The organism is Cellulomonas sp. PhB150, assembly GCF_003755175.1.
Lineage (GTDB): Bacteria > Actinomycetota > Actinomycetes > Actinomycetales > Cellulomonadaceae > Cellulomonas.
In genome coordinates, this window is record NZ_RKHX01000001.1 from 1,144,128 (window position 1) to 1,165,962 (window position 21,835).

The following is a 21,835-nucleotide window of genomic DNA, read 5'->3' on the forward strand; positions in this document are numbered from 1 at the left end:
CTCGTCGTCAGACCAGGCCCAGGGCGCGCACCGCGTCGCGCTCCTCGACGAGCTCGGCGACGCTCGCGTCGATCCGGCCGCGGGAGAACTCGTCGATCTCGAGGTCGGGCACGATCGCGAGGACGCCACCCGACGCCGTGACGGGGAACGAGGAGATCAGGCCCTCGGGGACGCCGTACGAGCCGTCGCTCACGACGCCCGCCGAGGTCCAGTCGCCGTCGGTCGTGCCGTTGACCCACGTGTGCACGTGGTCCAGCGCCGCGTTGGCCGCGGAGGCCGCGCTCGACGCGCCCCGGGCCTCGATGATCGCGGCACCGCGCTTGGCGACCGTCGGGATGAAGGTGTCACGCACCCAGGCGTCGTCGCCGACCACCTCGAGGGCCGCGCGTCCTCCGATGGTCGCGTGCGACAGGTCCGGGTACTGCGTCGCCGAGTGGTTGCCCCAGATCGTCACGCGCTCGATGTCGGTGACCGGCGCGCCCGTCCGCGCGCTGAGCTGGGCGAGCGCGCGGTTGTGGTCGAGGCGCGTCATGGCGGTGAAGCGGTCCTTCGGGACGTCGGGCGCCGCGGCAGCCGCGATGTAGGCGTTGGTGTTCGCCGGGTTGCCGACGACGAGCACGCGGATGTCGTCGGCCGCCCCGGCGTTGATCGCCGCACCCTGCGGTCCGAAGATGCCGCCGTTGGCGCTCAGCAGGTCGCCGCGCTCCATCCCCGCCGCGCGCGGCCGCGCCCCGACGAGCAGCGCCACGTTGGCACCGTCGAACGCGGCGGTCGCGTCGTCGTGGATGTCGATGCCCGCGAGCAGCGGGAACGCGCAGTCGTCGAGCTCGAGCGCCACACCCTGCGCCGCCTTGACCGCCTGCGGGACCTCGAGGAGCCGCAGCCGCACGGGGACGTCCGGGCCGAGGAGGTGGCCGGCCGCGATGCGGAACAGGAGCGCGTAGCCGATCTGGCCGGCAGCCCCCGTCACGGTGACGTCGACGGGCTGCTGGGTGGGCTGCGGGGAAGGCACGGGCGGGCTCCTTCGGTCGTCTGCGTGGTGCGTCGCCCGCTTGCCGCAGGCTCAACCGCACCGTACCCCGGACGCCGCTGGTCGGCCTCGGTCAGCGCGAGCCGATCAGCACGAGCCGATCAGCACGGCGGACCGGAGTGGCCGACCGGAGTGGCGGACCGGAGTGGCAGATCAGCGTGACGCAGACCGGCTGCGTGCCCGGCGGACCAGGGCACCGGCGACGACGGCGAGCGCGGCGGAGACGCCCAGCCAGCAGAATCCGTGCACCAGCGCCTCGTTCCCGCTGCGCAGGAGCTCGGCGATCGTCCAGGTCGCGTCGGTCGCCCCGTTCGCGAACCGCTCGGCCATGTACCAGTGGTTCACCCAGATCCCGACCTGCCAGGCGCCGACGAGGACGGCGATGACCGCGAGCGTCCCCACCCACGAGATCGCTCGTCGCAAGCCTCGACCCACCACGGCGGGCCGCGTCTCGACCACTGCCGTCATGCGCGCTCCTCCGCCGTCATGGGCCATGTCTACCGGACGGTCGACCCTCGGCGCCGAGGTTTGGGCGAGCATTCTCCTCGTCCACAAATTCGAACGCCTGTTCGACATCGTGTCAGTGGTCGATGGGACGATACGGACATGCCCGAGAACGAGATCGCCGATGCCGCAGCGCTGGTGCGTGCTGCCCTCGGCGTCGACGCGTTCGTCGGATCGCCGCTCGTGGAGCCGGCCGGGTGGGACGACGAGCGGGTGATGGCCGGTCTCGTCTCGGTCGAGGCGCTGTCGCGGCAGGTGGACCTGTGGCGGGTCGGGCTGGTCGCGCAGGTGGAGCAGCGCTCGGCGCGCGGGCTCGGCACGGCCGGGCTGTCGGCGAGGCGCGGCTGCCGGAACGCCCGCGAGCTGGTGCGGCGCCTGACCGGCGCGGCGGACGTCACCGTCTCGCGGTGGCTCCGGCTCGGACGGGCGATCGAGTCCCCGCTCGGCCTCACGGGCCAGGAGCTGCCCGCAGCGTTCCCGGCTGTGGCAGCAGCCCTCACCGACGGGCGCGTGGGCATGGAGGCGGCCCTGCGGATCATCGACACGCTCGACCCGGTGCGTCCCGTCGCCGGCGACGCTGCTCTGGCCGTCGCCGAGGAGGAGATCGTGGCCGGCTGCGCCGCGTCCGAGCCCGGCGGCGTGTGCCCGGCCGACGCCGACTCGGTCCGGATCCAGGCTTCGACCTGGGCGGCCTTCCTCGATCAGGACGGGGCCGCACCGCCCGACTCCGAGCTCGCACGTCGGAGCCTGCGGCTCGGTGGGCTGAAGAACGGCCTCGTCCGGCTCAGCGGGCTGCTCATGCCCGAGGTCGCGGCCGCACTGCGGGCGTTCGCCGACTCGTGCACCAACCCGCGGACGTCGGACGCACCGGCGCCCGACGACGGGGCCGACGACGAGCTCGAGCGTGACGGGCTAGGACTCGATGACCCGGAGCGCGACGTGCTGAGGGGTGACGCGCCGAGGGGTGACGCGCTGAGGGGTGACGGGCTGGGCCGTGACGCGCTGTCGGCCACCGGGGCGCGGCTCGCCGACGGGGACGCGCTCACCGCCGATGCGCTGCTCGCTGCGCTCGACGACCGCGCAGCGGCCGGAATCTTCGACGAGGCCGGGATTCTCGACGAGGGCGGGGCCTTCGACGAGCGCGGAGCGGCCTCGTGGGGTGAGTCATCCGGCGAGCCCGCAGCGGGCCACGCCGACGTGGTCGACCACCGGACCGGCGCTCAGATGCTGCACGACATCCTCGCGATGGCACTCGGTGCCGCGGCGCGCGTCGCGAACCAGAGTTCCGTGGCCGGCAACTCCCCCACCGTCGTGGTGGCGGTCCGCCAGTCCGATCTCGAGGCCCGGCGCGGAGCGGGAGCCACGCTCCTCGGTGGGGGCTTCGCCGGCTCGTGGCCGCTGTCGATCGACGCGACGCTCCAGCTGGCCTGCTCGGGAGCCGTCCAGCGCGTCGCCCTGGACGACCTGGGCGCCGTCGTGGGCCTGTGGTCCCCCGAGCGATGCTTCACCGGCCAGCAGCGACGGGCGATCGCCCTGCGCGACGGAGGGTGCGTCATCCCCGGCTGCCAGGTCCCCGCGGGGTGGTGCGAGGTCCACCACATCACGCCGCACAAGGACGACCCCGAGGGCACCCACACGTCCAACGGGTGCCTGCTGTGCTGGTACCACCACCGCACCATCGAGACCTCCGGCTGGGAGATCCGCACCCGCAACGGCGTCCCCGAGGTCCGGGCACCCGCATGGCTCCGCACCCTCACCCGCGCCGGACCACACCCACCACCCGGAACGGACAACTCCGAGGGCAGCGTCACCGACGACGGATGGCGACGGGCAGCCGGGTCGCCCACACGCATCCTCGACACCCTGGGCTCCCGCAACCGCGGAATGCTGGGCGCGCTGGCCGGCTGATCGGCGCGGCCACGCTCGGGCCGGCTCGGCAGCACGCTCACGCTCGGGCCGGCTCAGCGGCAACCCCATGCTCGGGCCGGCTCGGCGGCACGGCCGTGCGCAGGATCGAGCACCAGCCACTGCCGGCAGGACGACGAACGGCGCACCCCCACAGGGATGCGCCGTTCGTGCGTGAGCTGTCGAGCGTCAGGCCAGACGTGCAGCCAGGTTCTCGTCGAGCGCCGCGAGGAAGTCCTCGGTGGTCAGCCACTCCTGGTCGGGCCCGACCAGGCTCGCGAGGTCCTTCGTCATCTTGCCGCTCTCGACGGTCGTGATGATGACGTCCTCGAGCGTCTCGGCGAACTGCGTCACCTCGGGGGTGGCGTCCAGCTTGCCGCGGTGCTTGAGGCCACCGGTCCAGGCGAAGATCGACGCGATCGGGTTGGTCGACGTCGGCTTGCCGGCCTGGTGCTGGCGGTAGTGGCGCGTGACCGTGCCGTGCGCCGCCTCGGCCTCGACGGTCTTGCCGTCGGGCGTCATGAGCACAGAGGTCATGAGGCCGAGCGAGCCGAAGCCCTGCGCGACGGTGTCGGACTGCACGTCGCCGTCGTAGTTCTTGCAGGCCCAGACGTAGCCGCCCTCCCACTTCATGGCGGCAGCCACCATGTCGTCGATGAGGCGGTGCTCGTAGGTGAGGCCGGCGGCTGCGAAGTCGGCCGCGAACTCGGCGTCGAACACCTCCTGGAAGATGTCCTTGAAGGCACCGTCGTACGCCTTGAGGATCGTGTTCTTCGTCGACAGGTACACGGGGTAGCCGCGCTGCAGGCCGTAGGCGAACGAGGCGCGCGCGAAGTCGCGGATCGAGTCGTTGAAGTTGTACATGCCCATGGCGACGCCGCCGCCGTCGGGGTACGTGACGACCGTCTGGTGGATCGGCTCCGACCCGTCGGCCGGCGTGTACGTCATCGTCAGCGTGCCGGCGCCGGGGACCTTGAAGTTGGTCGCCTTGTACTGGTCGCCGTGCGCGTGACGGCCGATGATGATCGGCTTGTTCCAGCCCGGCACCAGGCGCGGGATGTTCGAGATGATGATCGGCTCGCGGAAGACGACGCCGCCGAGGATGTTGCGGATCGTGCCGTTGGGCGAGACCCACATCTTCTTCAGGCCGAACTCCTCGACCCGCGCCTCGTCGGGCGTGATCGTCGCGCACTTGACGCCGACGCCGTGCTCCTTGATGGCGTGCGCCGCGTCGATCGTGACCTGGTCGTCCGTCGCGTCGCGGTTCTGGATCGACAGGTCGTAGTACCGCAGGTCGATGTCGAGGTACGGGTGGATGAGGCGGTCCTTGATGAACTGCCAGATGATGCGCGTCATCTCGTCGCCGTCGAGCTCGACGACCGGGCCGACAACCTTGATCTTCGCCATGCGGGATCTCCTGTGCTGGGGACTCGTGCGGGGAGGGTGCCCTGCGTCGGCTGGTTCTTCCCGCGCCGGCGGCTCCGTCCGGGAGCAAGATTACTCGACGTCGAGAGATACCGAGAGATCTGGTGCCTCACGCGACGACTCACCGCATCTTCACAGGTGACATCCCGTGGGCTTGGCGGTGACGCGCGGGCCTCGTGCTGGCATGCTGGCCCCGCAAGGACGGCCTGACCGCGCGTCGACGCTGGTCCCGCCTCACTCGACCCACACACGACAGGACCGACATGTCCCAGACACCCGACCCGGTGGCAGGCTCGCCCGAGCCCGAGGAGGTCACGGCAGCAGCCGCGGCCGACGACGCCACCGCAGCCGCACCGGCTGCGCAGCCGATCGAGACGCCCGCCGAGCCCACGCTGCAGAAGGACTCGGCACCGGAGCCGACGGTCGAGGAGATCGACGCCTACGTCGTCCCCGCCGGCACGCCGATCGTGACGGGCCCGAGCCTGATCGCCCGCCTGGGCTCCGAGGTCTTCGGCACCTTCTTCCTCGTGCTCGCCGGCCTCGGCGTCGCCCTCTACGCGAACAGCGCGTTCGCCAGCGTCGGCGGCGGCGGCGGTCCGCTCGCGGTCGCCCTCGCGTTCGGCATCGCGGTCATCGCCGGTGCCAGCGCCGTCGGTCACGTCTCCGGTGGCCACTTCAACCCGGCCGTCACGGTCGGTGCCGCGATCGCGGGCCGCACGGCCTGGCGCGACGTCCTGCCCTACTGGCTCGCACAGCTCATCGGTGGCGCCATCGCCGCGGCCGTCCTGTTCGTGAGCATCCCGTCGGCCCTGCCGGCGCTGGTCTCGCAGGGTGCCCAGACCACCACGAAGGCCTTCTTCAGCGGCCTCTCCAACGGCTACGGCGCGCACTCGCCGATCGGCACTGCCAGCCAGGGCTCGGTCGAGTTCTCGCTCGCCATCGCGCTGCTGGTCGAGGTCGTCGTGACCGCCGTGTTCGTCGGCGTCATCCTCGGCGCGACGGACCGTCGCGCCAACAACAAGATCGCGCCCTTCGTCATCGGCCTCTCGCTCGCCGTCCTGATCCTGGTCGCGATGCCCGTGACGAACGCGTCGCTCAACCCGGCGCGCTCGACGGCCTCGGCGATCTTCTCCGACGGCTGGGCGCTCAAGCAGCTCTGGCTGTTCTGGGTCGCCCCGATCGTCGGTGCCGCCCTCGCCGGCCTCGTGTACCGCGCCTTCGCGGCCGAGCCGCCGAAGGACGACCTGCTCGCGGAGGACGACGCCTACGTCACCGACGAGGACGTCCTCGTCGTGGAGGAGCGCCGCGCCTGATCCGCACGCGCACGAACGCCCGGTCCCCTCGAGGGGCCGGGCGTTCGTCGTCGGTGGACCGGGTCAGGTCGTCGATGGACCGGGTCAGGTCGTCGGTGGACCGGGTCAGGACGCGCGGCCCGGGAGCAGCTGGGCCAGGACGCCGATGCTCACCGCCAGCACGCTGAGCACCGTCACGTCGATCGCCTTGGCGCGGACCGAGACCGCCACCGGGCCGGGGTGCGGGAGCACGGCCCGCACCACGGCGCACACCGCGAGCACGCCCGCGAGCGTGTAGGCACCGGCGCGGGTCCCGACGGCCAGCGCGACGACGGTTGCGACCAGGACACCGGCGCTCGTCCACCAGAGCGACGCGTTGCGGCTCGCCTCCAGGGACGCGCGCGCGATCGCGCGGGGGTCGATGAGCTGTTGGGCCTGGATGGGCACCTGGCCGTCGGGGAGTGCCGCGTCGGCCTCGGCGTCGCCACCGCCCGAGCTGGCACCAGGGACCGAGTCAGCACCAGGGACCGAGTCGGTCTCCGGCTGCGCCGACGCCGCGTCCCCGGTCGTCGGGGTCGCCTGCTCCGCACCCGGCTCCCGGCCCGGCTGAGCGCCGTCGTGCGTCTCGTCGGCCGGCGTCGGACCGCTCGCCCGCTTCACGTCCATGGATGTGCCTCCCGACGGGGAGACTACCGTTGCGGGCGTGACGTCCCCGCCCCCACCACGCCCTGACCTGCCCCGCCGGATCGTGGTCGTCGGTGCCGGGCTGGCCGCGACGCAGACCGTCGCGGCGCTGCGCGAACGCGGGTTCGACGGGCGGCTCACGGTGCTGGGCGCGGAGACGATCCCGCCGTACGACCGCCCGCCGCTCTCGAAGCACCTGCTCGACCGGCCCGGTCCGACCTGGCTGTCCGAGGAGCTCGGGGTCGACGTCCGGACACTGGCCGACGAGGTCCGCCTGGGCAGCCCGGCGACGGCGCTGCGCGTCGGTCCGTCGGGGGTCGAGATCGACGCGGGCACGATCGTCGAGGCCGACGTCGCGGTGGTCGCGACCGGCGCACGTGCTCGGCGCGTCCCCGGCTGGGAGCACGCCCTGGTCCTGCACACGGCCGACGACGCTGCCGCGCTCCGCGCCCGGCTGACACCCGGGACGCGCCTCGTGGTCATCGGCGCCGGCTGGATCGGCGCCGAGGTCGCGGGCGTCGCCGCGGCTGCCGGCGTCGAGGTCACGGTCATCGAGGCGGCGCCGGCGCCCCTGACGGGCGCGCTCGGCACGCAGGTCGGCGCGCGCGCCATGCCCTGGTTCGCAGCTGCCGGCGTGCGGCTCGTCACGGACGCGCGGGTGGTGCGTGTCGAGCCCGACGCGGTGCACCTCGCCGACGGCGAGCGGGTCCCGGCCGACGTCGTGCTCGCGGCGGTCGGCGCGGTGCCTGCCACCGACTGGCTCGGAGCCGCGCTCCCGCGTGAGCCGGACGGGTCCCTCCGGGTGGACGAGGGCTACGCCGTGCTCGCCGCGCCGCACCGCGTCCGGGCGGTCGGTGACGTCGCGCTGCGCCGGTCCCACCGGCATGGCTGGGTCACGGGCGGCCACTGGGACGGCGCACTGCGCGGACCGGTCGACCTCGCCACCGACCTCCTCGACCCATCCGACGGCCCGCTCGACGGCACGTCCGACGGCACGTCCGCCGCGCACGCGTCCGACCCGGTCCCCTACGTCTTCTCCACGCAGCTCGGGCACGACCTCACGCTGTTCGGGCTCCCCCGGCCGGGGGACGACGTCGTCCTCCGCGACGGCGCGGGCGCAGGCGGCGGCGACTGGTCAGCTCTGTGGTTCCGGCCCGGCAGCCCGGTCCTCGAGGCGGTCCTGACCGTGGACCGACCCCGCGACGTCGGCGCCGCACGCCGGTTGTTCGCGGGCCGCGACCTCCCGCGCCTCGACCGCGACCGCGCCGGCGACGTGAACGTCCCGCTCCGCGACGCCGCGCTCGCCTGACGCCGCGCTCGCCCGACGACGCGCTCGCCCGACGACGCGAGCGGGCGCCGCACCCCCGGTGCGACGCCCCGCTCGGCAGCCGTCAGTGCGCGAAGTGGCGCGTGCCCGTCAGGTAGAGCGTGACGCCGGCGGCCTCCGCCGCGGCAATGACCTCCGGGTCGCGCACCGAGCCCCCGGGCTGGACGACGGCGCGCACGCCGGCGTCGAGCAGCACCTGCAGGCCGTCGGCGAACGGGAAGAACGCGTCGGACGCCGCCACGGCGCCGCGCGCGCGCTCGACGTCGCCGGTGTTCGCGCGCTCGACCGCGAGCTTGCACGAGTCGACCCGGTTGACCTGCCCCATCCCGACACCGACCGAGGCTCCCCCGTCGGCGAGCAGGATGGCGTTCGACTTCACGGCGCGCACCGCGCGCCAGGCGAAGTCCAGGTCAGCCAGCGTGGCCTCGTCGGCCGCGGCGCCCGTCGCCAGCGTCCAGGTGGACGCGTCGTCGCCCGGGGCATCGATGCGGTCGACCTGCTGGACCAGCACCCCACCCGAGATCGCCCGCTGCTCGGTCACGGCGCCCGTGAGGCCGCTGACCCGCAGGACGCGGATGTTCTTCTTGCGCGACAGGATCTCGATGGCCTCGGGCTCGAAGTCGGGCGCGAGGACGACCTCGGTGAAGATCGGGGCGATCTGCTCGGCCGCGGCCGCCGTGAGGGTGCGGTTGGCCGCGATGACGCCGCCGAACGCGGAGACCGGGTCGCACGCGTGCGCCTTGGCGTGGGCGTCGGCGATGTCCGCGCCGACCGCGATCCCGCACGGGTTGGCGTGCTTGATGATCGCGACCGCGGGGCGCTCGTGGTCGTGGGCGGCGCGCCAGGCGGCGTCCGCGTCGACGTAGTTGTTGTAGCTCATGGCCTTGCCGTGCAGCTGCTCGGCGCCGGCGAGCCCCAGGCCGGCCGCGCCGTCGGGCGAGACGTAGAGCGCGGCACCCTGGTGGGGGTTCTCGCCGTAGCGCAGCACGTCCGAGCGCTCCCACGTGGAGCCGACCACGTCGGCGAAGCCGGACTCGGCGGCGACCTCGTCGGGCGCGTACTGCGCGGCGAACCAGCCGGACACGGCGACGTCGTACGCGGCGGTGTGCGCGAAGGCCTGCGCGGCGAGCAGGCGGCGCTCGGCGAGCGTGAAGCCCGAGGCCGCAGCGGCCGCGACGTCGGCGTAGCGCGCGGGGTCGACGACGACGGCCACGCTCGGGTGGTTCTTGGCGGCGGCGCGCACCATGGACGGGCCGCCGATGTCGATCTGCTCGACGCACTCGTCGGGGCCCGCACCCGACGCGACGGTCGCCGTGAACGGGTAGAGGTTGACGACGACGAGCTCGAAGGGTGCGATCCCCAGCTCGGTGAGCTGCGCGAGGTGCTCCGGACGCCGCGTGTCGGCCAGGACGCCGGCGTGCACGCGCGGGTGCAGGGTCTTGACGCGCCCGTCGAGGCACTCGGGGAAGCCCGTGAGGTCCTCGACCCGGGTCACCGGGACCCCGGCGGCGGCGATGGTCGACGCGGTGGAGCCCGTGGAGACGAGCTCGACGCCCGCAGCGTGCAGCGCGGTCGCGAGCTCGGTCAGGCCCGACTTGTCGTAGACGCTGACCAGCGCGCGGCGCAGGGGTCGGCGGGTGGCGTCGTCGTCGGGGGCGAGGTTCGACGTGGTGACAGGGGCAACATGACTCATGGCGCATCTCCTGGGTCGGCGGCTGGTGCTCGTCGTCAGCCGTCGCCGCGTCGTGCACGGCGGCGGTACCCAGGCACCCAGGCGGGCGGTGCTCTGCAGGGGACTGCGGTCGCTCCCCGGTGGTTGTCCCCACCTGCGCCAGTCACGACCGTGGCCGAGTCTACGGGACGGGGCCGTCCAGGGGCACGTCGCTCAGCCGATGCGGGCCCGGTGGCCCTCGACGGCGAGACCGTCGCGGGCGATCCGGCCGACGACGTCGACGAGCAGCGAGCGCTCGACGACCTTGATGCGCTCGTGCAGGCTCGACTCGTCGTCGTCGGGCAGCACCGGCACGGCCTCCTGCGCCAGGATCGGGCCGGCGTCGATGCCGCCGTCGACGACGATGACCGAGCAGCCGCTGACCGTGACGCCGTAGGCGAGCGCGTCGCGCACGCCGTGCGCACCCGGGAACGACGGCAGCAGCGCCGGGTGCGTGTTGACGATGCGGTTCTCGAACCGGTCGAGGAACGGCCGGCCGACGAGCTTCATGAAGCCGGCCAGCACCACCAGGTCGGGCGTGAACACCGCGACCGCCTCGGTCAGCGCGCGGTCCCACGCGCCCCGGTCCTCGAAGTCGCGCAGAGCGACGACGGCCGTCGGCACGCCCGCAGCCTGCGCGATCTCGAGGGCCTTGATGTCCGGACGGTCGGCGACGACGGCCACGACGCGCCCGCCGAACGCCGGGTCCTCGTGCGCGGCGAGCAGCGCCGCGAGGTTGGAGCCGGTCCCCGAGACGAGGACGACGAGCCGACCCGCCGAGCGCGTCGCGTGCGCGGGAGGCGTGGGCTGGGACGACGAGGTGCCGGGTCCGGGAGTCACGGGCGAAACCCTACCGACCACGACCGGCCGGGCCGTCCCGACGTCCAACGGGTGCGGCACCTCCCCCTCGTCCACGGTTCCTGGGTGAGAATGGCGTGGTGAGCAACCCGTACGCCCCGCCGGAGGATCGCCGCCGCCCCGCGGACGACGACTCCGCCGCGCCCCCGCAGGGTTCCTCGCCCGCAGGCCCACCGACCCAGGGCAGCACGCCCCCGGGTCCGCCGCACCCCCCGCCGCACTGGTACCCGCCCCAGCAGCACCCCGGCCAGCACGACGCCGGACCCCAGGGCCAGCAGCACCCCGGCCAGCAGCACCCCGGCCAGTACCCGCCGGCCGGCCACGACCCCCGGCTCGGCCACCCGAAGCCTGAGCCGCTCCCGACCGATCCCGCAGGAGCTGAGCGCGCCCGCACGCTGGCCCGCACGTTCGGCCTGTACCTGCTGGCCGCCGTCGTGCTCAGCACGATCCGCGCGCCGTGGCAGGCCGTCGCGCTCCCCTTCGTCGTCGTCGCGATCGTCTACGCGATCCGTGCACTCGTGACGGCCACGCGCGCCCACGTGCGCGGCGCGCTCGTGCCGATGCTGGCCGGCGGCATCGCGATCGCAGCCTTCTGGGCCTTCGTCACCGCCGGGATGCTCGCCCTGTGGCCGCTGCAGGCGGACCGCGAGGAGTGCCTCGCCGGCGCGCTCACGATCTCGGCGACCGCCGAGTGCAACCAGACGTTCGAGCAGGGCCTCCAGGACTGGCGCGACCGGATCGGCACCCGCTCGGGCGGCTGACCGCGTCAGGCGTCGGCCGTGCTCCGGCGCGCGGTGGCGCCACGGACCGCGCCACGGACCGCGGCCCGGACGACCGGGTCGGCGGGGAGCGCGACGACGAGCGCCCCGAGCAGCACGGGCCACGCGACTGCCAGCCCGACGACCAGCCCCGACGCGCCCACGTGGGCCATCCGACCCGGCCCGATGCCGCCCGAGGCGACGACCACCAGGACGGTGATCAGCAGCGTCGTGAAGGCGGCCAGCGCCACGCAGGCCACGGCCGGGTGCCACCAGCGCGGTCCGCTGATCCGGCGGTGCACGTACCAGCCTCCCAGCGCACCGAGCAGGACCAGCAGCAGCGGCGTCGCGAAGCTCCAGACGCCGGGCAGGGTGTTGGTCGGCAGCGCGCCCAGCAGCGGCACCGCTGGCATCGGCCCGGCGATCACCTCGTGCGGCGCGAAGTGGGTGCCCGCGCCGACGGCGAAGCCCGGCCCCGCGAGCCAGGCGATCGCCCAGACGACGAGGTTGGGGGCGAACGCGAGCTCGCCGAACGCGAGCACGGCGCCCCCGATCGGGTCGAGCCCCAGTCCGTCGACCACGTCTCCGATCGTCGCGAGCCCGGCGACGACCCACAGCGCGGTGACGACGGCGGCGACGGCGACGAGCGACGCCGCGGCGATCGTCCCGGCGGCCGCCCCCACGCGCACGACCCGTGGCACGCGGCTCCACACCGGCCGCGTGATCGAGCGGACGGTGGGCGCGTCGCTGCGGGCCGCGAGGCCTGTGCCCATCCCGATGCCCGCGACGAGGACGGCGCCGGCGAGCCCGCGCAGCAGCCCGGACACGCTGGTCCCGACGACGAGGGCCACGCCGAGCACCATCGCGACGTACCCGCCGAGGCCGGCGAGGTAGGCCGTGAGGGTCGGGACGCCCGAGCGTCGGGCCGAGGCGTAGCAGGTGAACACCGCGAGGGCGGTGACCCCGAGCGGCACGATCGTCACGCCGACGCCGCCCACGCCGAACGGCACGCCGTGTCCCGCGAGCCACAGCGAGCCGCCGACGCGCACGGCGCGGAACCACGAGACGCCGGAGTTCGAGGGGTCCGCGGCGGTCGCGACGAAGGCGGCGATCGCCGGCAGCACGAGCGCGAGCAGCGACAGCACGGCCGCCTGCAGCGCCGCCAGGACGCCGGAGACCCAGCGGGGCGCTCCGTCCAGCGCGCTCCCGGACATCGCCTCGGCGGTCCGGGCCGACCGCGACGCGGCGGTCACCGGCACCGAGCCGGTGTCCGTGCGGCGGCGGCGCGAACCGCGTCCCGGCCCGGCCGCGCGTCCGCGGTCGGCGACCGCGGACCCCGTGGACGGACGCGACTGGCTCACCGTGCCATGGTCGCCGCGGACCTCACGCTGGCGCGTCAGGCGCCCCGGCGCGTCGAGGACTCCGCACGAAGTCACAGCGCACGGCGCTGGCCGGGAGACGACGAACGCCCGCCCGGCGGCCGACCCCGGAGGGCTGGCGCGCCGGACGGGCGTCGCGAGCGTGGATCAGGACTGCGTGAGCAGCTCCCGCGCCAGGGCTGCGGTCTCGGACGGCGTCTTGCCGACCTTGACGCCGGCGGCCTCGAGGGCCTCCTTCTTCGCCTGGGCGGTGCCCGACGAGCCGGAGACGATCGCGCCGGCGTGGCCCATCGTCTTGCCCTCGGGGGCCGTGAAGCCCGCGACGTAGCCGACGACCGGCTTCGTCACGTGCTCGGCGATGTACGCCGCGGCGCGCTCCTCGGCGTCGCCGCCGATCTCGCCGATCATCACGATGACCTCGGTCTCGGGGTCCGCCTCGAACGCCGCGAGGGCGTCGATGTGGGTGGTGCCGATGATCGGGTCGCCGCCGATGCCGATGGCCGTCGAGAACCCGAAGTCCCGCAGCTCGTACATCATCTGGTAGGTCAGCGTGCCCGACTTCGACACGAGGCCGACGCGGCCGGGGCCGGTGATGTCGGCCGGGATGATGCCGACGTTCGACTTCCCGGGGCTGATCAGGCCGGGGCAGTTGGGGCCGATGAGCCGCACGCCCTTCTCCTGGGCCAGGGCGAAGAACTCGGCGGTGTCGGCCACCGGGACGCCCTCGGTGATGATGACGACCAGCGGGATGCCCGCCTCGATCGCCTCGACGACGGCGCCCTTGGTGTGGGCCGGCGGCACGAAGATGACGGAGACGTCGGCACCCGTGGCCGACATGGCCTCGGAGACCGAGCCGAACACGGGGACGTCGACGTCACCGAACGAGACGGACGTGCCCGCCTTGCGCGGGTTGACGCCGCCGACGACGGTGGTGCCGGACGCGAGCATGCGGGTGGTGTGCTTGGTGCCCTCGGAGCCCGTCATGCCCTGGACGATGACCTTGGATGCCTCGGTCAGGAAGATCGCCATGGTGGTGTGTGCTTCTCTCTCGAATCGTCAGGGGTGTCAGACGTTGGCCAGCTCGGCTGCCTTGTCGGCGCCGCCGTCCATCGTGTCCGCGAGCGTGACCAGCGGGTGGCCGGCGTCGGCGAGGATCTGACGGCCCTCGACGACGTTGTTGCCGTCGAGCCGCACGACGAGCGGCTTGGAGGCCTCGTCGCCCAGGATCTCGAGCGCCGCGACGATGCCGTTGGCGACCGCGTCGCACGCCGTGATGCCGCCGAAGACGTTGACGAACACCGACTTGACCTGCGGGTCCGTGAGGATGATGTCCAGGCCCGCAGCCATGACCTCGGCCGAGGCGCCGCCACCGATGTCGAGGAAGTTGGCGGGCTTGACGCCGCCGTGCTTCTCGCCGGCGTAGGCGACGACGTCGAGCGTGCTCATGACGAGCCCCGCGCCGTTGCCGATGATGCCGACCTCGCCGTCGAGCTTGACGTAGTTGAGGTCCTTCTCCTTGGCGCGCGCCTCGAGCGGGTCGGCCGCGGCCGCGTCCTCGAGCTCGGCGTGCTCCGCGTGGCGGAAGCCGGCGTTCTCGTCGAGCGTGACCTTGCCGTCGAGCGCGACGATCTCGCCGTCCTCGGTGAGGACCAGCGGGTTCACCTCGACCAGCGTGGCGTCCTCGTCGCGGTAGACGAGCCAGAGCTTCTGCAGCGCGTCGGCGACCTTGGCGGCGATCTCCGGGGTCGTCTTCTCGGGGAAGCCGGCCGCGGCGACGATCTCGTCGGCCTTCGCCTGGCCGATGCCGACACGGGGGTCGACGGCCACGCGAGCCAGGGCCTCGGGCCGCTCGACCGCGAGCTCCTCGATCTCCATGCCGCCCTCGACCGAGCACATGGCCAGGTAGCGACGCTCGGCGCGGTCCAGCAGCAGGGAAAAGTAGAACTCCTGCGCGATCTTGGCGCCCGCGGCGATCATGACGCGGTGGACCGTGTGGCCCTTGATGTCCATCCCGAGGATCTCGGTGGCCTTCTCGGCCGCGTCGTCGACGGAACGTGCGAGCTTGACGCCGCCCGCCTTGCCGCGTCCGCCGACCTTGACCTGCGCCTTGACGACCACGACGCCGCCGGTGTCGCCGAGCAGCTGCTCCGCGCCCGCCCGGGCCTCGTCAGGGGTCGTGGCGACCACGCCGCCGAGCACGGGAACGCCGTGCTTCTCGAAGATGTCTCGTGCCTGGTACTCGAACAGGTCCACCTGGTCCGGTTCCTCTCATCGACCGCGGTCTGCAGCATCGGGTAGGCCACAGCGCCCGGTCGATGGTATCCGCCACGCGGAGATCTCTTCACATCGAGAGATATGGCGTGCGCGACACTGCCCGCGGCTCAGGCCGGCGGGAGGTCGGCGAACGCAGAGCGCAGGACCTTCGCGTAGGCGACGACGCCCTTCATGTTCGGGTGGGTGCGGTCGGCGTGCAGCAGGCCCGCGTGGTCGTCGACGTACCCGCGCCAGTCGGCCACGGTGACGTTCGGGTGGGCGGCCGCGAGCTTCTTGAGCTCGGCGTTCGCGTCCGGGATCCAGTGGCTGATCCCGTTGATCGTCACGACGACGACGCGGCGGTCTGGCCCGATCGCGTCGAGGATGTCCTCGAACGCGGCCTCGGAACCCTTGAACTGGAAGCCTCCGTTGGTGCCGAAGTTCAGCACGACGACGGGACGCAGCGTGCCCGCCGCGGCGGCCTTCTCGATGATCGGGGTGGCGTCGATCCACTTGCGGATGGGCTTGGCGTCGATGCGGATGCCGGGGAACGCGTCGTACAGCGTGGGCGCGGCGGCCGAGAGCACGGAGTCCCCGAACGCGACGACCTGGTCACCGGTCACGGGCGCGCCGGGCGCCTTGCTCGGCGCACTGCTCGGCGAGGGCTTCGTCGGCGCCTGCGCGTTCTGGGCGTCGACCTGCGCCTGGGCGGCCTCGACCGACTCCTGGGCGCGGGACTCGTCGGGCGCCGTGATCACGGCGACGACCGCGGCGAGCACGACCACGACGGCGAGCCCGGCGAGCACCCGCGGCAGCCGCGCCGGACCGCGACACGCGTCGCGGGCACGACGCGCGGACTCCCGCGCACCGAGCTGCCGCACGGGCGACTCCACCCAGCGGTAGCTCGCCCAGGAGAGCGCGACGGTGAGCGCCAGCGCGAGCAGCGCGGTGCGCCACCACGACGAGGTCCCGGTCCCGTCGCCCGCGACCGCGGCGACCACGAGGATCACGGGCCAGTGCCACAGGTACAGCCCGTACGACCGCTCACCGACCCAGACCAGCGGCCGCACCGAGAGCGCGCTCACGTACCCGGACGACCCGGCGGCCGGGGTCGTGCACGCGACCACGGCGACCACGGCGAGCAGGGAGGCGACGAAGATCCCGCCGCGGTACGCGACCGCCTCGTCGGCGCCCATCACGACGACGAGCACGCCGAGCAGCGCCAGTGCGGCCGGCCCCGCCCAGCGAGCCCAGGCACGGCGCGGCAGCAGCTCGTCGCGCCCGGCCCAGGCGAACGCCGCGGACGCCCCGAGCAGCAGCCCGAACGCGTGGGTGTCCGTGCCGTAGTAGACGCGCGTGGGGTCGTCGCCCGGGTGGTAGCGCAGGGCCATCAGCAGTGCCGACGCGAGTGCCCCGGCGAGCGCGAGCCGCGCGCGGACGCGCCACGTGCGGCAGACCGCGAGCACGACAGCGAGCAGGAGCGGCCACAGCAGGTAGAACTGCTCCTCGATCGCCAGCGACCAGAACGTCTGGAACAGCTCGGGCTGCGTGGAGTCGAAGTAGCTCGCGCCCGCGCCGATGGCGAGCCAGTTGGTCGAGAACGTGAGCGCGCCGAGCACCTGGCGGCCGATGCCGACGAGCAGGTCACGATCGGCCAGCGCGGCCGCGGGGATGCTCACCGCGACGACGAGCAGCAGGGCGGGGACGAGCCGCCGCGCGCGCCGCACCCAGAACCGGGCGAGCTGCAGCCGACCGCCGTCGCGCACCTCCCGCAGCAGGAGGGTGGTGATGAGGAAGCCGCTGACGACGAAGAACACGTCGACGCCCAGGAACCCGCCCGGCAGCTGGTCCGGGAACAGGTGGTAGGCGATCACGGCTGTGACCGCGAGCGCCCTCAGTCCGTCGAGCCCGGGGATCCGCCCGGTGCGGCGGTGGGCGTGCGCGGCGTCGGCCGACGCCGCCGAGGCGAGGTCGGCGTCCGGTGCGCGGCCTGGCCCCGTCCCGCGTTCCCGTCCGGGCGCGCGATCGAGGTCAGGCCCGCCACGCGGCCTGCTCTCGACGGTCATCGCCACCCCACGGGCTCGCTCGCCGTGGCCACCCGCACCGTTCCGTCCGTGCAGCCCTGTCCGATTCCCACGGTAGGTCGGCGCGGGCCGCTTCCCCGGACCCGCGGTCGGCGTGTCGGGTCCGGTGACGGTCCGTCAACCAGAGTTGACAGATCGCCAGTCGTCAACCTAGGTTGACACCATGCCCGACGACCTCCTCGCCACCGCCGCAGCCGCCGCACCCGCGGAGGGCCTGCGCGCCGTCCGCTCGCTGCACGAGCTGGCCGACCGGCTCGAGGCGCTGCACGTCGAGCGAGCCCGCGGCCTCGGCTGGTCCTGGCAGCAGGTCGCCGAGGCCCTGGGGGTCTCCCGCCAAGCCGTCCACAAGAAGTACGGGAAGAGGTTCGACTGATGTTCGAGCGATTCGCCACCGAGGCCCGTGACGCCGTCACGGCCGCCCAGTCCGTCGCTCGCTCGCGCGGCGACTCCCTGATCACGTCGGCGCACCTCCTGCTCGCGCTGGCGGACGAGCCCACCTCCGTCGCGTCGCTCGCGCTCTCGTCGCTCGGCGTCGACGGCCCCGCGCTGCGCACGGCGATGGACTCCCCCGCACGAGCCGCTCTGGACGGCGACGCGCTCGCCGCGATCGGCGTCGACCTCGACACCGTCCGGGCACAGGTCGAGGGCACGTTCGGCGCAGGCGCACTGGATCGGGCCGCGCCGACCGGCGGGCGACACCTGCCGTTGACGCCCGATGCGAAGAAGGTGATCGAGCAGTCCCTGCGGGTGGTCGTCGCGGAGCGGTCCCGAAGCATCGACACCGGGCACCTGCTCGTCGCGGTGAGCCTGGTCGACGACTCCGCCGGACGCGCGATGCTGACGCGCGCCGGCGTCACCGCGGAGTCGGCCCGAGCGGCCGTCGCGGCCACGCGTGCAGCCTGAGCCCTCGCTAGAGCTTGGTCACCGGGGAGTACCGCAGCAGGAGCCGCTTGCTGCCCTCGCTGCCGAAGTCGACCTTCACCACGGCGTTCGGTCCGGCACCCTCGAGCGCGACGACCGTGCCGAGGCCGTAGGCGTCGTGCGTGACCCGGTCGCCGATCGCCAGCTGCGGCAGGTCGCCGACGGCTCGCGGGGTCGCCGAGCCGAAGGTCGCGCCGGTCGAGGGCAGGGCCGGCCGCTGCTCGGCGCGCGCGCGCGACCCGGGGCTCGTGCTGTACCCACCGGACCCTGCGCCTCCGGATCCGTACGCGCCCGACCGCGACCCGCCCGAGCCGTAGCCCGACCCCCAGCCGCCGCGCAGCTGGGACGTGGACGACTCGCGCCGCCGCCAGTCGATGAGCTCGTCGGGCAGCTCGTCGAGGAATCGACTCGGGGGGAACTCGTTCGGCACGCCCCACGCGGTGCGGATCGCGGCGCGTGAGACGTAGAGCCGCTCCCGCGCGCGGGTCACGCCCACGTAGGCCAGGCGCCGCTCCTCGGCGAGCTGGTCGACGTCCTGCAGCGACCGCATGTGCGGGAACGTGCCGTCCTCCATGCCCGTGAGGAACACGACGGGGAACTCCAGGCCCTTGGCCGTGTGCAGCGTCATGAGCGTCACGACGCCCGGCTCGGGGCGCGCGGCCGCGTCGGCGGCCTCCTCCGCGCCGTCGGGCGTCGGGATCTGGTCGGAGTCCGCGACGAGCGAGACGCGCTCGAGGAAGTCGGCCAGGTCACCCTCGGGGTCGGACTGCTCGAACTCGGACGCCACCGCGTGCAGCTCGGCCAGGTTCTCGACCCGGGACGCGTCCTGCGGGTCCTCGCTCGCGCGCAGCTCGGCCAGGTAGCCCGAGCGGTCGAGCACGGCTCCGAGCACCTCGGCGGGGCCGGCGCCGGCGTCGGCCAGCACGCGCAGGTCGGTCATCATGTCGGCGAAGGCCGTGAGCCCCGTGATGGCACGGGTGCCGAGCCCGGGGACCTCGTCGAGCCGGTCCAGCGCGGCGCCGAACGAGATCCGCTCGCGCTCGGCGAAGGTCGCCACCATCGCCTCCGAGCGGTCGCCCAACCCACGCTTCGGCACGTTGAGGATGCGGCGCAGGTTGACGTCGTCGTCCGGGTTGGCCACGGCCCGCAGGTACGCGACGGCGTCCTTGATCTCGCGCCGCTCGTAGAAGCGCGTGCCGCCGACGATCTTGTACGGCAGCCCGACGCGGACCAGCGCGTCCTCGATCGCGCGGGACTGCGCGTTGGCGCGGTAGAAGATCGCGACGTCCCCCGGTCGCACATGCTCGGAGTCCCCGAGCCGGTCGATCTCGCCGACGATGAACCGGGCCTCCTCGCGCTCGTCGTCCGCGACGTACGCGACGATCTGCGCGCCCTGGCCCGAGTCGGTCCACAGCCGCTTGGGCTTGCGGCCCGGGTTGCGGCTGATCACGGCGTTGGCGGCCGAGAGGATCGTCTGGGTGGAGCGGTAGTTCTGCTCGAGCAGGATCGTGCGGGCGTCGGGGTAGTCGGCCTCGAACTCCATGATGTTGCGGATCGAGGCGCCACGGAACGCGTAGATCGACTGGTCGGCGTCGCCGACGACCGTCAGCTCGCCGCGCGGGACACCCACGGGCGCCGGCTCGTCGGGATCCCCCGCCGGGGGCTCGTCGGCGTCGAACAGCGACGTCGCCCGGGCCGCCGGCGGTGCCGCCGCCGCGCCGAGCGGCGTCCCCGGGACCAGCACCGAGCGGTCGCTGCCGACGAGCTCGCGCACCAGCACGTACTGCGCGTGGTTGGTGTCCTGGTACTCGTCGACCAGCACGTGCCGGAACCGGCGCCGGTAGTGCTCGGCGACGGCGGGGAACGCCTGCAGCAGGTGGACGGTGGTCATGATCAGGTCGTCGAAGTCGAGCGCGTGCGCCTGCCGCAGCCGCGCCTGGTACCGGGTGTAGACCTGCGCGAGCGCCGCGTCGAAGTCGTTCGCCGAGCCGCCTCCCGACGTGCGGGCGAACTCCTCGGGATCCACGAGCTCGTCCTTGAGCGAGGAGATCTTGTGCGCGAGCGCCTTGGCCGGGTAGCGCTTCGGGTCGAGCTCGAGCTCGCGCGCGACCAGGGTGAGCAGGCGCTGGGAGTCGGCCGCGTCGTAGATCGAGAAGCTCGAGCGCAGCCCGAGCGTGGCGGCCTCGCGGCGCAGGATCCGCACGCACGCGGAGTGGAACGTGGAGACCCACATCCGCCCCGCCGCCGGCCCGACCAGCTGTTCGACCCGCTCGCGCATCTCGGCTGCGGCCTTGTTCGTGAACGTGATCGCCAGCACCTGCCCCGGCCGCGCGCGACGCGTGGCCATCAGGTAGGCGATCCGGTGCGCCAGGACGCGCGTCTTGCCCGAGCCGGCGCCCGCGACGATGAGCAACGGGCCGCCGTGGTGCACGACGGCCTCGCGCTGCTCGGGGTTGAGCCCGACGAGCAGCGCGTCGGCCTCGGCCTGGCGGCGCTCGTCGTCGGCCGCGCGGCGCGCGTCCTCCTCGATGCGCTCGTCGGTGCGGTGGTCGACCTCGTCCTCCGAGCCGTCGCCGCGCGGCGGCACGACGCGCGGCAGCCCCGACGGGTCGCGGCGCTGGGTGTGCTGGGAGCCCCCCGGGGCAGCGCGGCGCGCACCCTCGGGCAGGGGCAGGGCGAGGTTCTCGAAGAGCGACGTCATGGCCGTACCAGCGTAGGCGCCGGTACTGACACGTGGGTGCGTCGGCGACGTGATGTGGACGGCCCGCCGCCGTCAGGGCCGTCAGGTCAGCGCGACGCCCACGAGCCACGCCGCGGTCGCGACGAGCGCACCCGCGAGCTCGACGACGATCGTGATGCCGGTCGCCTGGAGCGCCACCACCGTGGCCCGCCACGCACCGCGCGGCTCGCGCAGCCGCACCCACTCCGCGGCATAGGTCCCGGCCAGGAAGCCGACGAACAGCCCGACGACGGGGATGACGAAGAAGCCGACCACGCCGGCGATCCCGCCCCATACGACCGCCGACGACGGGACTCCCCCGCGGGCGAGGTGCCGCCCGGCGAGCAGGTACTTGACCACGGCGGCCCCCACGGTCGCGAGGACCGCGACGGCGACGACCGTCCAGCCGGTCCCGCCGCCGACCACCACGCCCCAGACGACGACCGCACCGAGCACGAGCAGCGCGCCGGGCAGGACCTGGACCACGACGCCGACGAGCCCCGCGAGGACCACGAGCCCGACGAGCAGGTCACCGGCCCCGTTCACGCGGACACCGCGGCGGGCGGGGTGGGCGAGCTGCTCGGCGAGCCGCTCGGCGAGGGCAGGACGGTCAGCGCCAGAAGACCGCGACCGCGACGTTCACGGCCGTGAGCCCGGCGATCGCCCCGAGGTAGCCCGTGGTGACCGTGCGCGGCTTGCGCACGCCGTAGACGACGAGGGCCGTGACGACGAGCGCGATGACGAGCTTGACCGCCACCTTGGCGTTGTCCGGGTCCCGCAGGTCGTCGCTCGCCGAGGCGAGGCCGACCATGAGGAGCCCCGTCAGGAGCGCCGTGAGGATGCCGTGCAGGACGCCCTTCGGGATCTTCGCCGAGCGCAGGTTGACCAGCACGCCGCCGAGCACGATCGCCCAGCCGAGCAGGTGGAGCACCAGGAGCAGGTGGTAGAGGAATTCCATGACTGCACCCTAATGGATCTGACGCCA

General features: G+C 73.8%; 19 protein-coding genes and 1 riboswitch. Of the genes, 6 read left to right on the forward strand and 13 right to left on the reverse strand.

What is annotated here, in order from left to right:
- Window positions 1–7: 7 nt before the first annotated feature.
- Together EDF34_RS05270 and EDF34_RS05275 are read right to left on the reverse strand one after the other, a co-directional pair.
- The gene (locus tag EDF34_RS05270) at window positions 8–1,012 is read right to left on the reverse strand and encodes a malate dehydrogenase (protein WP_123370233.1); all 1,005 of its coding nucleotides are present in this window, start codon (window positions 1,010–1,012) and stop codon (window positions 8–10) included.
- Window positions 1,013–1,183: 171 nt separating this feature from the next.
- Window positions 1,184–1,498: a hypothetical protein gene (locus tag EDF34_RS05275; protein WP_123370234.1), complete on the reverse strand. Its 315-nt coding sequence runs from the start codon at window positions 1,496–1,498 to the stop codon at window positions 1,184–1,186.
- 138 nt (window positions 1,499–1,636) lie between these two features.
- Here EDF34_RS05275 and EDF34_RS05280 point away from each other — a divergent pair, with 138 nt between their 5' ends.
- Window positions 1,637–3,442, forward strand: a complete 1,806-nt coding sequence (locus EDF34_RS05280) for an HNH endonuclease signature motif containing protein (RefSeq protein WP_158615049.1) — start codon at window positions 1,637–1,639, stop codon at window positions 3,440–3,442.
- Window positions 3,443–3,628: 186 nt separating this feature from the next.
- On the opposite strand, the gene EDF34_RS05285 is transcribed toward EDF34_RS05280, so the two are convergent.
- On the reverse strand, window positions 3,629–4,846 hold the full coding sequence (locus EDF34_RS05285) for an NADP-dependent isocitrate dehydrogenase (RefSeq protein ID WP_123370236.1): 1,218 nt from the start codon (window positions 4,844–4,846) through the stop codon (window positions 3,629–3,631).
- Between the two features lie 281 nt (window positions 4,847–5,127).
- Between EDF34_RS05285 and EDF34_RS05290 the strand changes: the two genes are divergently transcribed.
- Window positions 5,128–6,177, forward strand: a complete 1,050-nt coding sequence (locus EDF34_RS05290; protein ID WP_123370237.1) for an MIP family channel protein — start codon at window positions 5,128–5,130, stop codon at window positions 6,175–6,177.
- A 105-nt stretch (window positions 6,178–6,282) separates the two neighbouring features.
- Here EDF34_RS05290 and EDF34_RS05295 read toward each other — a convergent pair whose 3' ends face one another.
- Window positions 6,283–6,822 (reverse strand): DUF3017 domain-containing protein, encoded by a 540-nt coding sequence (locus EDF34_RS05295; protein ID WP_123370238.1) that lies wholly within the window; start codon window positions 6,820–6,822, stop codon window positions 6,283–6,285.
- Between the two features lie 37 nt (window positions 6,823–6,859).
- Here EDF34_RS05295 and EDF34_RS05300 point away from each other — a divergent pair, with 37 nt between their 5' ends.
- Entirely contained in the window at window positions 6,860–8,149 is a 1,290-nt protein-coding gene (locus EDF34_RS05300) for an NAD(P)/FAD-dependent oxidoreductase (protein ID WP_233575189.1), read from the forward strand.
- A gap of 82 nt (window positions 8,150–8,231) precedes the next feature.
- On the opposite strand, the gene purH is transcribed toward EDF34_RS05300, so the two are convergent.
- Complete coding sequence (gene purH, locus EDF34_RS05305) at window positions 8,232–9,860, reverse strand: bifunctional phosphoribosylaminoimidazolecarboxamide formyltransferase/IMP cyclohydrolase (protein ID WP_123370240.1); 1,629 nt, start codon at window positions 9,858–9,860, stop codon at window positions 8,232–8,234.
- A 68-nt stretch (window positions 9,861–9,928) separates the two neighbouring features.
- A riboswitch (ZMP/ZTP riboswitch) is annotated at window positions 9,929–10,016 on the reverse strand.
- A gap of 36 nt (window positions 10,017–10,052) precedes the next feature.
- The gene (gene purN, locus EDF34_RS05310) at window positions 10,053–10,718 is read right to left on the reverse strand and encodes a phosphoribosylglycinamide formyltransferase (protein ID WP_123370241.1); all 666 of its coding nucleotides are present in this window, start codon (window positions 10,716–10,718) and stop codon (window positions 10,053–10,055) included.
- Between the two features lie 98 nt (window positions 10,719–10,816).
- Between purN and EDF34_RS05315 the strand changes: the two genes are divergently transcribed.
- The gene (locus EDF34_RS05315) at window positions 10,817–11,497 is read left to right on the forward strand and encodes a cytochrome d ubiquinol oxidase subunit II (RefSeq protein WP_148076582.1); all 681 of its coding nucleotides are present in this window, start codon (window positions 10,817–10,819) and stop codon (window positions 11,495–11,497) included.
- Window positions 11,498–11,502: 5 nt separating this feature from the next.
- Here EDF34_RS05315 and EDF34_RS05320 read toward each other — a convergent pair whose 3' ends face one another.
- The 4 genes from EDF34_RS05320 to EDF34_RS05335 all read right to left on the reverse strand — a co-directional run bounded on the left by EDF34_RS05320 (window position 11,503) and on the right by EDF34_RS05335 (window position 17,192).
- Entirely contained in the window at window positions 11,503–12,855 is a 1,353-nt protein-coding gene (locus EDF34_RS05320) for a DUF6350 family protein (RefSeq protein ID WP_123370243.1), read from the reverse strand.
- 165 nt (window positions 12,856–13,020) lie between these two features.
- Entirely contained in the window at window positions 13,021–13,902 is an 882-nt protein-coding gene (sucD, locus tag EDF34_RS05325) for a succinate--CoA ligase subunit alpha (RefSeq protein ID WP_123370244.1), read from the reverse strand.
- Window positions 13,903–13,938: 36 nt separating this feature from the next.
- Window positions 13,939–15,126 (reverse strand): ADP-forming succinate--CoA ligase subunit beta, encoded by a 1,188-nt coding sequence (gene sucC, locus EDF34_RS05330; protein ID WP_123370245.1) that lies wholly within the window; start codon window positions 15,124–15,126, stop codon window positions 13,939–13,941.
- A 128-nt stretch (window positions 15,127–15,254) separates the two neighbouring features.
- Window positions 15,255–17,192, reverse strand: a complete 1,938-nt coding sequence (locus EDF34_RS05335; protein ID WP_123370703.1) for an acyltransferase family protein — start codon at window positions 17,190–17,192, stop codon at window positions 15,255–15,257.
- Window positions 17,193–17,373: 181 nt separating this feature from the next.
- On the opposite strand from EDF34_RS05335, the gene EDF34_RS05340 reads away from it, so the two are divergent.
- A complete protein-coding gene (locus tag EDF34_RS05340) occupies window positions 17,374–17,583 on the forward strand; it encodes a helix-turn-helix domain-containing protein (RefSeq protein ID WP_123370246.1) in 210 nt (69 codons plus the stop codon).
- Complete coding sequence (locus EDF34_RS05345) at window positions 17,583–18,113, forward strand: Clp protease N-terminal domain-containing protein (protein ID WP_123370247.1); 531 nt, start codon at window positions 17,583–17,585, stop codon at window positions 18,111–18,113. The genes EDF34_RS05340 and EDF34_RS05345 overlap by 1 nt, the downstream gene beginning before the upstream one ends.
- A gap of 7 nt (window positions 18,114–18,120) precedes the next feature.
- Here the strand turns inward: EDF34_RS05345 and pcrA are convergent, their stop codons facing one another.
- From pcrA to EDF34_RS05360, 3 genes are all read right to left on the reverse strand, one after another.
- Window positions 18,121–20,832: a DNA helicase PcrA gene (gene pcrA / locus EDF34_RS05350; RefSeq protein ID WP_123370248.1), complete on the reverse strand. Its 2,712-nt coding sequence runs from the start codon at window positions 20,830–20,832 to the stop codon at window positions 18,121–18,123.
- Between the two features lie 81 nt (window positions 20,833–20,913).
- Complete coding sequence (locus EDF34_RS05355; RefSeq protein WP_123370249.1) at window positions 20,914–21,396, reverse strand: DUF456 domain-containing protein; 483 nt, start codon at window positions 21,394–21,396, stop codon at window positions 20,914–20,916.
- Window positions 21,397–21,460: 64 nt separating this feature from the next.
- A complete protein-coding gene (locus EDF34_RS05360; RefSeq protein WP_123370250.1) occupies window positions 21,461–21,808 on the reverse strand; it encodes a hypothetical protein in 348 nt (115 codons plus the stop codon).
- Between the last annotated feature and the right edge of the window lie 27 nt (window positions 21,809–21,835).